The sequence below is a fragment of the Sphingomonas sp. NCPPB 2930 genome, assembly GCF_042867205.1.
Lineage (GTDB): Bacteria > Pseudomonadota > Alphaproteobacteria > Sphingomonadales > Sphingomonadaceae > Sphingomonas.
Genome location: NZ_JBHZQU010000007.1, coordinates 1 through 13267 on the forward strand (window position 1 = coordinate 1; position 13267 = coordinate 13267).

General features: G+C 67.1%; 10 protein-coding genes. 5 read left to right on the forward strand and 5 right to left on the reverse strand.

The features are described 5' to 3' along the window. The first annotated feature begins 231 nt into the window (after positions 1-231). A complete protein-coding gene (locus ACFX59_RS09795; RefSeq protein WP_309692441.1) occupies positions 232-891 on the forward strand; it encodes an HPP family protein in 660 nt (219 codons plus the stop codon). 65 nt (positions 892-956) lie between these two features. Here the strand turns inward: ACFX59_RS09795 and ACFX59_RS09800 are convergent, their stop codons facing one another. Further along, entirely contained in the window at positions 957-3275 is a 2319-nt protein-coding gene (locus ACFX59_RS09800) for a TonB-dependent receptor (protein WP_387431981.1), read from the reverse strand. Between the two features lie 519 nt (positions 3276-3794). Between ACFX59_RS09800 and ACFX59_RS09805 the strand changes: the two genes are divergently transcribed. Both ACFX59_RS09805 and ACFX59_RS09810 read left to right on the forward strand, forming a co-directional pair. Then, on the forward strand, positions 3795-4439 hold the full coding sequence (locus ACFX59_RS09805; protein WP_309699356.1) for a DUF47 family protein: 645 nt from the start codon (positions 3795-3797) through the stop codon (positions 4437-4439). 10 nt (positions 4440-4449) lie between these two features. Further along, positions 4450-5463, forward strand: a complete 1014-nt coding sequence (locus ACFX59_RS09810; RefSeq protein ID WP_307102701.1) for an inorganic phosphate transporter — start codon at positions 4450-4452, stop codon at positions 5461-5463. A gap of 425 nt (positions 5464-5888) precedes the next feature. Here the strand turns inward: ACFX59_RS09810 and ACFX59_RS09815 are convergent, their stop codons facing one another. Genes ACFX59_RS09815 through ACFX59_RS09825 form a run of 3 tightly spaced genes read right to left on the reverse strand, consistent with a single transcriptional unit; the run spans position 5889 to position 11784 of the window. Next, positions 5889-7322, reverse strand: a complete 1434-nt coding sequence (locus tag ACFX59_RS09815) for an efflux transporter outer membrane subunit (RefSeq protein WP_387431986.1) — start codon at positions 7320-7322, stop codon at positions 5889-5891. Next, entirely contained in the window at positions 7319-10522 is a 3204-nt protein-coding gene (locus tag ACFX59_RS09820; RefSeq protein WP_387431988.1) for an efflux RND transporter permease subunit, read from the reverse strand. Before ACFX59_RS09820 ends, ACFX59_RS09815 begins: the two co-directional genes overlap by 4 nt. Continuing rightward, the gene (locus tag ACFX59_RS09825; protein WP_354294934.1) at positions 10522-11784 is read right to left on the reverse strand and encodes an efflux RND transporter periplasmic adaptor subunit; all 1263 of its coding nucleotides are present in this window, start codon (positions 11782-11784) and stop codon (positions 10522-10524) included. Before ACFX59_RS09825 ends, ACFX59_RS09820 begins: the two co-directional genes overlap by 1 nt. Before the next feature lie 257 nt (positions 11785-12041). On the opposite strand from ACFX59_RS09825, the gene ACFX59_RS09830 reads away from it, so the two are divergent. After that, positions 12042-12197 (forward strand): hypothetical protein, encoded by a 156-nt coding sequence (locus tag ACFX59_RS09830; protein ID WP_307102708.1) that lies wholly within the window; start codon positions 12042-12044, stop codon positions 12195-12197. A gap of 34 nt (positions 12198-12231) precedes the next feature. On the opposite strand, the gene ACFX59_RS09835 is transcribed toward ACFX59_RS09830, so the two are convergent. Beyond that, positions 12232-12405, reverse strand: a complete 174-nt coding sequence (locus ACFX59_RS09835) for a hypothetical protein (protein WP_387431992.1) — start codon at positions 12403-12405, stop codon at positions 12232-12234. 160 nt (positions 12406-12565) lie between these two features. On the opposite strand from ACFX59_RS09835, the gene ACFX59_RS09840 reads away from it, so the two are divergent. Beyond that, on the forward strand, positions 12566-13195 hold the full coding sequence (locus tag ACFX59_RS09840) for a YoaK family protein (RefSeq protein WP_307102712.1): 630 nt from the start codon (positions 12566-12568) through the stop codon (positions 13193-13195). Positions 13196-13267 lie beyond the last annotated feature (72 nt).

Sequence of the window (13267 nt, forward strand, 5' to 3'; positions counted from 1 at the left end):
CTCACCCAAGCTGCGCTAGCCAGCAGGCTGGCAAGCTTCGCTAACCCTCTCCCCTGTCCAGGGGAGAGGGGAAGAAGGCGCAATCGTGAATGCCGATCCCCCTAGGCGGCTGGGCCTTGCGCCAAGTTCCGCTGGTATCGCGGCAAGTTATTGGCGGTGGCCGACGGACAGGCTCTTGGCTAGGTCCGATTGCCATTCCACGCCTTTCCATCCTGAGCGACCAGAGCCTCCATGCGTTTCTTCCAACCCCTGCTGGCCGGCGCCACCCTGTCCGGCCGTCTGCTCGCCTGTATCGGGGCGGTCATCGGCATCGCGCTGACCATTATCGTATGTGGCGGGTTGCCTCCGCTGGGCCCCGACCTGCCGATCATCGTCGCGCCGCTGGGGGCGTCCGCCGTGCTGGTCTTCGCCGTCCCCGCCAGCCCGCTCGCGCAGCCCTGGTCGGTGGTCGGGGGCAATGTCCTGTCCACGCTGGTCGGGGTGGCGATGTTCCATGCGATCCCTTCGCTGCCGCTGGCGGCAGGATGCGCGGTGGGCGGGGCGATCCTGGTCATGTCGCTGGCCCGGTGCCTGCACCCGCCGGGCGGCGCGGCGGCGCTGACCGCGGTGATCGGCAGCCAGGGCATCCATGCGGCGGGCTTTTCCTTCGCCTTCGCGCCGGTGGCGATCAACTCGATCGCGCTGGTGGCGCTGGGCATGTTCTTCCACCGCGCGACGGGGCGCAGCTATCCGCACGAGCCGGGTGTGACCCCGCCCGCGCCCGCCGCCGTGATCCGGCCGGAGGATGTCGAGGCGGCGCTGGCGGACATGCATGAGAGCTTCGACATCGCGCGCGAGGATCTCGACATGCTGCTCGCCCATGCCGAGCGCCATGCGCGGGCGAGGACATAGCCCGACGAAAAAGGCCCGCCCCTCGTATGGAGGGACGGGCCTTTCGCGTCATCCGGTCAAGCCGATCAGCGATACTTGCCGCTGAACGAGACGCCGATGATGCGCGGTTCGTTGAACACGGCCGCCATATAGTTCTCGATCACGCCCTTGAGGTTCTTCTCGTTCGTGATGTTGCGGGCGAAGACCGACAGGCTCCAGTCGTCGTTCGGCGCCGAATAGCCGATGCTCAGGCCACCCTCGAAATTGCCGTTCGAGGTGAACTCCTTGGTCCGGTACAGGACGAAGTTCGTGTAGCCCTGAAGATTCCAGTCGGTCGAGATGAACGCCTTGCCGCCATCGGACAGCGGCAGGTCGTACTTGGCCGCCAGGTTGACGTTATATTCCGGCGCGTTGGGCAGCGGGTTGCCGTTGATTGGCACGAAGAACGCGTTCGCCCCGAAGATGCGGCGCGTCGTCACCGGGCCGTTCAGCACGGTGCAGACCATCACGCCGTTCAGGCCGCAGGTCTGGACGCTGACATTGCGGTCGCGGATTTCCGAATGCAGCAGGCTGACACCCGCCGACAGCGCCAGGTTGCGCACCGGCAGCCACTGGGCATCGGCTTCCAGACCGTAGGCGACGGCCTTGTCGGCGTTGAGGAGCACGCCGTTGCCGTCCGAGTCGTTGCCGTTCAGCTGGATGTTCTTCACCCGGTACGCGAAGGCGGCGGCGTTCAGGCGCAGCGTGTTGTCGAACAGCTTCGACTTGAAGCCGGTCTCGAACGACAGGTTCGTCTCCGAACCGGCGGTCGAGAAGTCCGAATTGAACACCGCCGAACGGCCCTGGATCGTCGGGCCACGGAAGCCCTGGGCCGCGCGGACATAGACGTTCAGGTTCGGATTGACCTCATAGAGCGCCGACAGGTCCCAGCTGGGCTGGGTGTCCGACAGACGCACGTCGCGACGACCACGATAGGTCGAGACGCCGGCGGCGCTGTCGGCGGTGCGCAGCAGCTGGGTCCGCTTGGTATCCTCGCTGATCCGGCCACCGGCGGTCAGGGTCAGGCGGTCGGTCGCCTGATAGCTGACCTGCCCGAACACGCCCCAGCTGGTGTTGACGTCGTGCAGGCGGACCCAGTTGTTCGGGTTCGCCCCGATCAGGAACGCGCGCTGGTAGAAGTCGGTGATGTCGCGGCTGTCGAAATAGATGCCGCCGACCTGCCACTTGAACGGCCCGCTGCCGGTCGAGGCGAGGCGGACTTCCTGCGTCCACTGGTCGAGCCCGCGGACCTGGCCCATGCTCAGGCCATAGCCATTGGCCACGCCGTTGACCGGGAAGTTGGCCGCCGCGCCGCCATCGGTGTCGCCCTTGCTGAAACCGGCCGTGGTTTCATAGGCGGTGATCGAGGTCAGCTCGGCCGCGCCCAGGTCCCAGGCGGCGCGCAGCGAGGCCCCTTGCGTGTCATAGGACTGCGGATTGCCGCGCCCTTCGTCATAGGCCACCCGGTCGCGCGGTTCGGCCGAGACGTCGCGCGAACCCTTCTTGATCGCGCCGCGATGGAACAGGGTCGAGGTGCCGTCATACCAGCGGGCATGGCCCGACAGGTTGAACGACAGCGTGTCGGTCGGCGTGAAGAGCAGCTGGAGGCGGACGTCGCGCTCGGTGAAGCCGCCCATCGCGTCCTTCTTCGGGGTCAGCGTGCCGTCGGCGCTGGGACCCGAATAGACATTGTCGACCCAATCGTCGCGGTGCTGCACCAGCGCCGACAGGCGGAAGGCCAGCACGTCGCGGATCAGGGGGCCGCCGACACCGGCGTCCATGCTGATCGTGTTGTAGCTGCCGATCGAGGCGGTCGCGCGGCTCTGGAAGCTCTGCGTCGGCTTGATCGTGTCGAACTTGATGATGCCTGCGGTCGTGTTGCGACCGAACAGCGAGCCCTGCGGTCCGCGCAGCACCTCGACCTGGTCGACGTCGAACACCGGGTTCGACTTCAGCACGACATGCTCCAGCACCACATCGTCCTGGATGATCGACACCGGCTGCGACGCGCCGAGGTAGAAGTCGATATTGCCCAGGCCGCGAATATAGAAGCGCGGGAAGATGCGGCCGGTGGTGGTTTCGGCATACAGGCCGGGCACCCGACCCGACAGCGCCAGAATGTCCTCGCCGCCCTGCTGGAAGGCGCGCAGGTTGGAACCGCTGACCACGCCCACCGACACGGGCACGCGGTTCAGATTCTCCGAGCGACGCTCGGCGGTGACGGTGATCTCGCCCAGCCCCTGTTCGGGGCCATTGTCGGCCGGGGTGGCCGCCGCCTGATCGGCGGTCTGGGCAAAGGCGGGCACGGCCGCCAGCGTTCCCCACGCCGCGCCCAGCAGCGCCACGGTCTTGATTACGGATTTCATGTCGTTCCCCACGCTCGGCGGATCGGTCGATGCCGTCCGCCCGATTGATTTTCTCCCGGTAAGCCGAGCGGTTAAAAGTGCATTATGGCGCTTACGTGACAGGACTGATGCGCAAAAAGCACAGCGCGACATGAAAAATTCATGACGACATGGCGCGACCGTCATGCAAGGTTGTGCCCCGGCCAGATTGCGTCCTGCCCGCCGTTGCGGGGGCGGACCGGAACGGCCGGGAGGCAGCCATGACAGGGCGGAGCGGCGGAAATGCAGGGGGAACACAGGCCATGGCGGTCCACGAAACCTCGCCTGTCGCCCACCGGCGAAGGGGCCGGAATCCCGCTTCTGTCACATTGCTGTAACAGTGTTTTGCTTGACGCGGGGCGTTCGGCTGGTCAGGGGGGCGGCGTTCGTGCAAGCTTCGATCCCAGGGTCCATTTCGACGGTCCGGCGTTCCGCCGTGGCCCGCAAAGCCATGGGTGCTGAACACGCACGCTATCGGATCACTATCGGGGTTACCGACTGATGTTCGCCTGGTTCCAACGCCTCCTGCCGAAGACGGGGAATTTCTTCGAGCTGTTCGAGGCGCAAGCCGCCACCATCCTGGCGGGGGCCGAAGCCACCGTCCGGCTGTTCGATACACAGGGCAATACCGCCCACGAGATCGCCGCCGTCGCCGCGCGCGAGCATGAGGCCGACGCGATCACGCGCGATGTGCTGACCTCGGTCCGCTCGACCTTCCTGACGCCGTTCGACCGTGCCTCGATCACCTCGCTGATCGGTTCGCTGGACGATACGATCGACGAGATGCACGCCGCCGCCACCGCGATCGGCCTGTACCGTGTGACCAGCTTCGCGCCCGAGATGCGCGAAATGGCGGCGGTCGCGGTCGAGGCGGCCAAGCTGACCGTCGAGGCGATGCCGCTGATGCGCGACGTCGCGCGCAACGGCGACCGCCTGCATGCGCTGACCGAAGAGCTGGTCCGGCTGGAAGGGCGTGCCGACGAGATCCATGCGGCGGGCCTGAAGCGCACGCTGGACGAATGCGGCGAGCGCGACACGCTGCGCTTCGTGATCGAGAAGGAAGTGTACAAGCATCTGGAGCGCATCCTCGACGCGTTCGAGGATGTCGCCGACGAGATCGACGGCATCGTCATCGATCACGCCTGAGGCGTCGGAGATGCACGAACTCGCCTTTCCGTTGCTGGTCGGCCTGATCCTGGTCGCGCTGGCGTTCGATTATCTCAACGGGCTGCACGACGCGGCCAATTCGATCGCGACGGTGGTGGCGACCCGGCTGCTGCCGCCGGTCGCGGCGGTGGGCTTTGCCGCCTTCTTCAACTTCGCGGCCTATTTCCTGACCGTCGCCTTTCCCAGCCTGCACAAGGTGGCCGAGACGATCGGCAAGGGCCTGATCGACCAGAGCATCGTCACCCCCGCCGTCATCTTCGGCGCGCTGGGCGGGGCGATGGCCTGGAACGTCATCACCTGGCTGCGCGGCATCCCCTCGTCGAGCAGCCATGCGCTGGTCGGCGGGCTGGTCGGCGCGGGCGTGGCGCATGCGGGCATGGACGCGGTGAAGTGGGCGGGTCTCAACAAGACGCTGCTCGCCATCGTGCTGTCGCCGATGCTGGGCATGATGCTGGCCATGCTGGTCATGCTGGCGAGCAGCTGGGCCATGCGCCGGTCGAGCGCGGGACAGGCGGAGCGCAGCTTCCGCGCGATGCACCTGGTCTCCTCGGCGGCCTATTCGCTCAGCCACGGGCTGAACGACGCGCAGAAGACGATGGGGATCATCACCGTCCTCCTCTATTCGACCGGGCGGCTGTCCGGCCCGTTCGAGGTGCCGCACTGGGTCGCCATCTCCTGCTATGTCGCGATCGCACTGGGCACGATGACCGGCGGCTGGCGGATCATCGAGACGATGGGCACCCGCATCACCAAGCTGTCGCAGCACCAGGGATTCAGCGCCTCGACCGCGGGATCGATCGTGATCTTCTGCGCCTCTGCGCTGGGCATCCCGGTGTCGACGACGCACACCATCACCGGCTCGATCATCGGCGCGGGCGTGGCCCGACGAGCCTCGGCGGTGCGCTGGGGCGTGGCGGGCAATGTCGTGATCGCCTGGATCATCACCATCCCCGCCTCGGCGGTGATGGGGGCGGGCTTCTACCTGCTGACCCGGTTGTTCTGACAAGGGGGAGGGCGAAGGTCCTCCCCTTTTTCGTTGGGCATAATCCTACTCTCCGTTCAGCCTGAGCGAAGCCGAAGGCCACGGGATTCGGTTCGCGCAGAGGACACCGAGAGCGCCTTCTCCAGAACGCCACCTCAACATCCTTCTGTTCCCCGGCGAAGGCCGGGGCCCAGTTGCTATATACTGGGAGGTGCGCGGCGTCGGTGCGTGGGAGGCAAGAGCGGCCCGCCGTCGATGGTGGGCCGCAACTGGGCCCCGGCCTTCGCCGGGGAACGGAGCAGCATTGAGGGGGGCATTATCCCAAAGAACGCGATCTCTGCGTCCTCCGCGCCTCTGCACGAACCGAATCCCGTGGCCTTCGACTTCGCTCAGGCTGAACGGAGGTGGGTTGTGGGGCGGACTTTGGTCATCCGCCCCCATAACCCTCAAGACCCCGTAACCGGCCCCCCGGCCGCCTGGAACAGCGCGACCGAGTCGGTCATGCGCGCCGCCTTGGCCTGGATCAGTTGCGACCGGGCCTGCGCGTCGGTTGCGGTGGCGTTGAGCAGCTGCAACGTGCCCACATCGCCCAGCGCCAACTGCCGTCGGGCGAAGGTCAGCGCCTGGCCCGCCGCGTTGCTCGCCCGCTGCGCCGCGTCCAGCGCCTGCGCGTCGGTGGACAGGCCGGTCAGCGAGTCGGCGACATCGCCGAACGCCTGGAGCACCGCCTGGCGATATTGCGCCTTGGCACCCTCCAGTGCCGCCTCGGCCGCCTTTTGCTGGTGGCGCAGGGCATTGGCGTGGAACAGCGGCTGGGTGATCCCGCCGAGCAGCGCCCAGAAGGGATTGCCGCTCTTGAACATGTCGCCGAAATTCTGTGCCGAACCGCCCGCATTGGCGGAAAGCTGGATACTGGGCAGCCGCGCGGCGATGGCGGCGCCGACATCGGCCCCGGCCCCCCGCAACTGGGCTTCGGCGGCCAGCACGTCGGGACGGCGATGGACCAGATCGGAGGGGACGATGGCGGGCAGCTCGGTCGGCAGTGTCAGCTGCGCCAGCTCGGGCAGCGGCGGCAGCGCCGATCCCGCCGGGCGGCCGATCAGCGTCGCGATGATGGTGCGCTGCGCCGCCTCGGCACGGACCAGCGGGGGCAGCGCGCCCTCGGCGGTCGCCAGCGCGGCCTGTTGCGTCGACACGTCCGAGGCGCCGACCGCACCCAGCCGCTGACGCTGTTGCAGCGCGCCCAATATGTCGCGATTGACCTGCACCGCCGTCTGCGCGGCGGCGACCTGTTCGGCCAGGCTCGCCCGCTCGATCAGCGCGGTGACGAGGTTCGCCGCCACCGTCATCCGCGCCGCGTCCAGCTGGTGCCGCTCGACCTCGGCGCGCGCGGCGGCGGAGCGGACCTGCGCCCGGTTCCCGCCGAACGCGTCGACGTCATAGGACACGCTGACCTGCGCGGTGTGCAGCGTGTAGAGTTGCTGGTTCTGGTCGGCGACCGCCGGCGACAATGCGTTCGACACCCGCGTCCGCTGCGCCTGATAGTTCAGGCCCCCTTGCGGGAACAGCAGCGAGCCGCGCATCGCCCGCGCCTGTTCCTGCGCCTGCTTCAGCGAGGCTTGCGCGACGGCCACGTCGTTATTGTGCGCCAGCGCCTCGGCGACCAGCGCGTCGAGCTGGGCATTGCCGAAGGCGTGCCACCATTGGGGCGCGACGGTGGCGGACACCGTCTGTGCCGGGCCGGTCGCGGGTGCGATGACCGGCGCGGGCGCCAGCGGCGGCAGGCTGGCATGCGCGTCCAGGTCATGCAGTCCCACGGCGCAGCCCGAGATACTGGCCGAAACGCACGCCAGCAGCGGCAGGGTCAGGAAACGCTTCATGCCGGAACCCCAGAGTCGGAGATGGTGTCGGTGGTGGTATCGTCCTGGTCGTCGACCATCGGATCATGCTTCTTCTTGCGCTGCGACAGCGGCAGGCGGGTCGAATAGCGGCTGATGAGCACCGGCAGGACCAGCAGGATCAGCACGGGGGCCAGCGTCATGCCGCCGACCACGACCAGCGCCAGCGGCTTCTGCACCTGGCTGCCGATCCCGTGCGACAGGGCGGCGGGCAGCAGGCCGATCGCGGCGACCAGACAGGTCATGACGACGGGGCGCAGGCTGTTCTTGACGGTGTTGGCCAGCGCATTCTCGCGCGGGGCGCCCTCGTCGATCGCGTTGTTGAAGGTGGTGACGACCAGGATGCCGTCCATCACCGCGATGCCGAACAGCGCCACGAAGCCGATCGCCGCCGAGATGCTGAACGCCGTGCCGGTCAAAGCGAGGGCCAGCACACCGCCCACGATCGCCATCGGGATCGCGGAGAAGGCGAGCAGGCTGTCGCGCATCGACCCGAAATTGGCATAGAGCAGCAGCAGGATGAGCACGAGGCTGATCGGCACCACCACCTCCAGTCGGGCAATCGCGTTCTTCAGATTGTCCAGCTCGCCTGCCCATTCCAGATGATAGCCCGGCGGCAGGTGGACATTCTGGTTGATCCGCGCGCGCGCCTCCTCGACCGCACCGCCCAGATCGCGGCCGCGCACCGAGAATTTGATCGGGACATAGCGTTCCTGATGCTCGCGATAGATGAACGACGCACCGCTGGTCAGCTTGACGTTCGCCACCTCGGACAGCGGCACCTGGATCGTGCCGTTGCCGTCGGGCGAAGGCGCGCCGATCGTGATGTTGCGCACCGATTCCAGCGAGTCGCGCTGGGCGGGCTTCAACCGCACGATGATCGGGAAGTGACGGTCGGTGCCGGGTTCGTACAGGTCGGCGGGCGACTGGCCACCGATGGCGGCGGCCACCGTCTGGTTGATGTCGTCGGGCGTCAGGCCATAGCGGGCGGCCTTGGCGCGGTCGACGTCGATCCGCACCGTCGGCTGGCCCAGGATCTCGAACACGCCGAGATCCTCGATGCCCTTCACCTTGGCCATCTGCGCCTTGATCTGGTTGGCCAGCTTTTCCAGCGTGACGAGGTCGGGGCCGAACAGCTTGATCGAATTGGCGCCCTTCACGCCCGAGGCGGCTTCCTCGACATTATCCTCGATGATCTGCGAGAAGGAGAAGTCGACGCCCGGATATTTCTTGGCGAGGCGGCTCGACAGTTCCTCGATCAACTTCTCCTTGGTCATTCCGCTCGGCCAGCTGTCGAAGGGCTTGAGCGGCACGAAGAACTCGATGTTGAAGAAGCCGGTCGCATCGGTGCCGTCGTCCGGGCGGCCATGCGCGGACAGGACCGCGGTGGTCTCTGGATAGCTGGCGATGATCTTGCGCACCTCGTTGGTCACCTTCTCGCCCGCCTCGAGGCTGATCGAGGAGGGAAGGGTGGCGCGGATATACATATTGCCTTCTTCGAGGTGCGGCAGGAACTCGATGCCCAGCGAGCGCACGCCGACGATGGCCAGGCCCATCATCAGCAGGCCGCCGCCGATCGTCACGATCTTGTTGCGCAGCGCAAAGGACGCGGCGGGTTCATAGACGGCACGCAGCTTGCCGACGATGAACGTCTCGGTCTCGGCCAGCTTGTCCGGTAGCAGCAGCGTCGAGAGGACGGGGGCGACGGTGAAGGTCGCGAGCAGGCCGCCGGTGATGGCATAGGCATAGGTCTTGGCCATCGGGCCGAAGATATGCCCCTCCACGCCGGTCAGTGTGAACAGCGGCAGGAAGCTGGCGATGATGATCGCGGCGGCGAAGAAGATGCCGCGGCTGACCTCGGACGAGGCGCCCAGCACCGCGCCGAAGCGGCTGGCCAGGGTATAGCGGCCCTGGCCGTTCTCCACCGCGGTCGAGCGTTCGACCATGTGGCGGAAGATATTCTCGACCATGATGACGCAGGCATCGACGACGAGGCCGAAGTCGAGCGCACCCACCGACAACAGGTTCGCACTCTCGCCCTGGAGCACCAGGATCAGGATCGCGAAGGCCAGCGCGAAGGGGATGGTGGCCGCCACGATGATCGCCGAGCGCAGATTGCCGAGGAACAGCCATTGCAGCGCGAAGATCAGCAGGATGCCCACCACCATGTTTTCCATGACGGTGTGGATGGTCAGGTTGATCAGGTCGGACCGGTCGTAGATCCGCTCCAGATGGACGCCGGGGGGCAGGATGCCGCTGTCGTTGATGTTGGCGACCTCGGCCTGGACGGCCTTGATCGTCGGCATCGACTGGGCGCCGCGCTGCATCAGGACGATGCCCTGCACGATGTCGTCGTCGTTATTATACCCGGCGATGCCCATGCGCGGGGCGTTGCCGATCTTGACGGTGGCCACGTCCTTGACGAGCACGGGCTGGCCGCCCGCCTGGCCGACCAGGACGTTCTGGATCGCGTCGGGCGACTGGATCAGGCCGATGCCGCGCACGATCGCGGCCTGTTCGCCGAAGTTGATCGTCTGGCCACCGACATTGCCGTCGCTCTTGGACAGCGCCGCCAGCACCTGCGACACGGTCACGCCGTGCGCGTTCAGCCGATTCTGGTCGATCACCACGTCATAGGCGCGCAGCTTGCCGCCCCAGCCGGTGACGTCGATCACGCCCGGAATCCGCTTGAACCGGCGCTGGAGCACCCAGTCCTGCAGCGTCTTCAGGTCCATCACCGAATAGCCCTTGGGCGCGGAGATGCGGTAGCGATAGATCTCGCCCACCGGCGAGGTCGGCGACAGCGTCGGCTGTGCGCCGCCCGCCAGCGGGGGCAGCTGCGACAGGCGGTTGATGACCTGCTGGCGCGCCTGTTCGTTGGTATAGTCGTAAGTGAACTGGATCTTGATGTCCGACAGGCCGAACAGGCTGATCGCGCGGATCGCGGTCAGATGCGGGATGCCCGCCATCTGGACTTCGATCGGGATGGTGACGTTGCGCTCCATCTCCTCGGCCGACAGGCCTTGCGTCTGGGTGATGACCTCGACCATCGGGGGCACGGGATCGGGATAGGCTTCGATGTTGAGGTTGATGAAACCGATGACGCCAGCGACGATCATCGCGAAGAACAGGCCGACGATCAGCAGTCGCTGACGCAGCGCAAAGTCGACGATGCGGTTCATTACTCGCCGATCCCCGCTTCGTTGACGAACAGCGCGCCCGAGGTGACGATCTTCTCGCCCGGCTTCAGGCCCGACGTGATGGTGACCAGCCCGTTGGCCGAGTCGCCGGTCGTCACGTCGCGCGCGACCAGCAGGCCGTCGGGCCGCATGATCCAGACGCGGGCCGCGTCGCCTTCATGGATGACGGCGGCGGCGGGGACGCGAATCGCCTGACCCGCACCCCGGTGCTGGATCGCGAAGCTGGCGAACATCTGCGGCTTCAGCGCCTTGTCGGGGTTGGGGATCGAGGCGCGCACCGGCAGTCGGTGGGTCTGCGGGTCGAGCGCGGCGCCGACCAGGTCGATGGTGGCGTGGAAGACGCGGCCGGGGATGGCTGGCGTCGTCACCTCGACGGGATCGCCGACGCGGACATTCTCGGCATCGCTTTCGGCCACCTGCGCGACCAGCCAGACGCGCGAGGGGTCGGTGATCGTCATCACCGGCTTGTCGCCGCCCTGCGAGACATATTGCCCCGGCGCGACATCGCGCGAGGCGACGACGCCGCTGATCGGCGCGTGCAGCGTGGTGATGTCGTGGATGCCCGCGACCTCGCCGACATTCTCCAGCCGGTTGATCTCGCCCTGCGACTTGCCAAGGATCGCCAGCTTGTCGCGCGCGGCGCCCAGCGAGGCGGCGGCCGTGCGCGCGGTCGCCTGCGCGGCGGCCAGGTCGACCTTGGCCTGCTGATAATCCTTCAGCGCGCCGCCGGCGGTCTCATAGATTTGCTGCTGGCGGTCGGCATTGCGCTGCGCCGCGACCAGCTGCGCCTGCGCATTCTGATAGGCCGCGCGGGCCGAGAACAGCCCCGAGCGCGCATCGACGAAATCGCTGGTCTTGATCTGCAGCAGCGGCTGGCCCTGGCGGACCGCCTGGCCCGCCTCGGCGAGCACGCGCACGACCTGGCCCGCATAGGGCATCAGCACGGGGGTCGAGCGGGTCGCATCGACCGTGATCGCGCCCGTCGCCATGGTCTGGTCGCCCGACGCGCCCAGCCCGACGCGCACCGTCGGCATCGCCGCCAGCTGCTCCCTGGACAGGCGCAGCGTGCCCGGCGGCGGCGGGGCGGGGGGCGTTTCCTCCTTGTGGGTCAGCTTTCCGATCACCGTGATCAGGATCAGCGCGCCCACCAGCACGGCGGCGGCGATCCCGATCCAGCGCCATTGCTGCGCGGAGGACAGGCGGCGGGTTTCGGGTAATGTCGCGTCGGCAGGATTGACGTGCATCGGAGTCTTTCGGCGCAAGGAACGGAATTGCTTCGGCCGATACGGGCAAGGCTCTGACGCTTTCCTTGCGGAAATCTTACGAGACGTTCATCTGTGCGGGCATTGCGGCATCGATGGCGATGCCGTTTTTGGCATCTTCCTCATCTATTCAAATGCTTGGTCATTGCGGACGCGTCATGAACGGCGTGTCACCTGACAGGGAACAAAAGTTTCGGTTCGTCGTTCGAATCGAACGGCTCAACTGAGGGAGGGTGAAGATGGCCAGCCATAGACCGCCGCCGCGGATTTCGGACCTGCCGCGCGAGGAACGTCTGGATGCCTTGTATCGTCGCGCCGCCGACGATCGCGCGCGCTATATGGCGATGCGGGACCGCAAATCGGGCCTGTTCGACCGACTGCTTCACCTGTTCTGAAACCCGCCGCCGCCGGGGCCTTCCCGGCGGATCGTCAGCGTCCGGCCGTCATCCGGCGCTTGCGGCGGGCGGGCTGACCGCTCTGGACCGGGCGCAGGCGAAAGCGCCGCTCCATGCCGATATCGCTATGCCCGATCGCGATCAGGACGATCGACAGCGACGACAAAGCGGATATCGTGAGCCATATCTTCAGCAGCGCACCCGCCATCCGATATCCCCTGCGTGAGCCGGGCCAACGGCCCATATGCGGCTTTGCTCCCCACAGATAAAAATAAAGTGACGGAAGGCGTCCACGGCAGCCCAAGATGGCCATGTGCGGCGAAATACGATCATGACGTGCGCACGGCCTCGCTTTATGACGGCGCATCATGATCCGATCCGATCGACGTTCCTGGCCCCTGGCCATCGGGCTGGCGCTGCTCGCGGGCTATGTCGACGCGATCGGATTCCAGCATCTGGGCGGCTATTTCGTCTCCTTCATGAGCGGCAACGGCACGATGCTGGCGGTGCATCTCGTTCGTCCCGGTCCGGCGGACGGGAGCGTGGCGATGCTGGCGATGTTGCTCGCGCTGTTCGTCGGCGGGGTGATGGGGGGCACGTTGATCCGCCTGGTCCTGCCGCGTGGCGGACAGGCGGCGGTGCTGCTGCTGGTCGCGCTGCTGCTCGGGCTGGCGGGACTCGATGCGCGGCTCGGTTGGGGAATGGCGGTGGCGATGGGCGCGGCCAACGCCACCTTCGAGCGGGACGGCGAGGTCAGCATCGGCGTCACCTATATGACCGGCACGCTGGTCAAGATCGGCCAGCATCTGGCGCAGGCCGTGGCGGGGCGCGAGCGGTGGCGCTGGTTGCCCTATACGCTGCTCTGGGCGGGATTCGTCGCGGGGGCGGGGCTGGGCGCGTGGCTCTATCCCTTCTGGGGCATGGCGGCCTTGCACGGCGCGGGCATCGGCGCGCTGGCGGCGGCGGCGGTCGCATGGCGCTGGCGTCCGGCTTCCTGACGCGCATCGGGGGCGTTCCGGCGAGGCGCTGCTCGGCTTTTGTTGCGGCCCGACTTGGATTTCACGTGCGAG

Excerpts from the sequence above, each read along its gene's own strand:
- ACFX59_RS09795 (WP_309692441.1), top strand. The coding sequence starts at position 232 with ATGCGTTTCTTCCAACCCCTGCTGGCCGGCGCCACCCTGTCCGGCCGT.
- ACFX59_RS09800 (WP_387431981.1), bottom strand. The coding sequence starts at position 3,275 with ATGAAATCCGTAATCAAGACCGTGGCGCTGCTGGGCGCGGCGTGGGGA.
- ACFX59_RS09805 (WP_309699356.1), top strand. The coding sequence starts at position 3,795 with ATGTTCGCCTGGTTCCAACGCCTCCTGCCGAAGACGGGGAATTTCTTC.
- ACFX59_RS09810 (WP_307102701.1), top strand. The coding sequence starts at position 4,450 with ATGCACGAACTCGCCTTTCCGTTGCTGGTCGGCCTGATCCTGGTCGCG.
- ACFX59_RS09815 (WP_387431986.1), bottom strand. The coding sequence starts at position 7,322 with ATGAAGCGTTTCCTGACCCTGCCGCTGCTGGCGTGCGTTTCGGCCAGT.
- ACFX59_RS09820 (WP_387431988.1), bottom strand. The coding sequence starts at position 10,522 with ATGAACCGCATCGTCGACTTTGCGCTGCGTCAGCGACTGCTGATCGTC.
- ACFX59_RS09825 (WP_354294934.1), bottom strand. The coding sequence starts at position 11,784 with ATGCACGTCAATCCTGCCGACGCGACATTACCCGAAACCCGCCGCCTG.
- ACFX59_RS09830 (WP_307102708.1), top strand. The coding sequence starts at position 12,042 with ATGGCCAGCCATAGACCGCCGCCGCGGATTTCGGACCTGCCGCGCGAG.
- ACFX59_RS09835 (WP_387431992.1), bottom strand. The coding sequence starts at position 12,405 with ATGGCGGGTGCGCTGCTGAAGATATGGCTCACGATATCCGCTTTGTCG.
- ACFX59_RS09840 (WP_307102712.1), top strand. The coding sequence starts at position 12,566 with ATGATCCGATCCGATCGACGTTCCTGGCCCCTGGCCATCGGGCTGGCG.